Consider the following 262-nt stretch of genomic DNA (forward strand, 5'->3'; position numbering starts at 1 on the left):
ATCGTCGGCGTGGCGGTGGGCATGGGTGCCTACGGCCTGCGCCCGGTCGCGGAAATCCAGTTCGCCGACTACGTCTACCCCGCCACCGATCAGATCATCTCCGAAGCGGCGCGCCTGCGTTATCGCTCGGCCGGCCAGTTCACCGCCCCCTTGACCATGCGCATGCCGTGCGGCGGCGGCATTTATGGCGGCCAGACCCACAGCCAGAGCATCGAAGCGGTATTCACTCAGGTCTGCGGCCTGCGCACCGTGATGCCATCCA

1 pseudogene is annotated in these 262 nt (G+C 66.8%); it reads left to right on the forward strand.

The annotated features are described in order from the left end of the window. A pseudogene (locus AC0L3U_RS39585) lies at positions 1-262 on the forward strand (alpha-ketoacid dehydrogenase subunit beta); the annotation flags it as partial.

The organism is Bradyrhizobium sp. Kon69 (assembly GCF_055807515.1).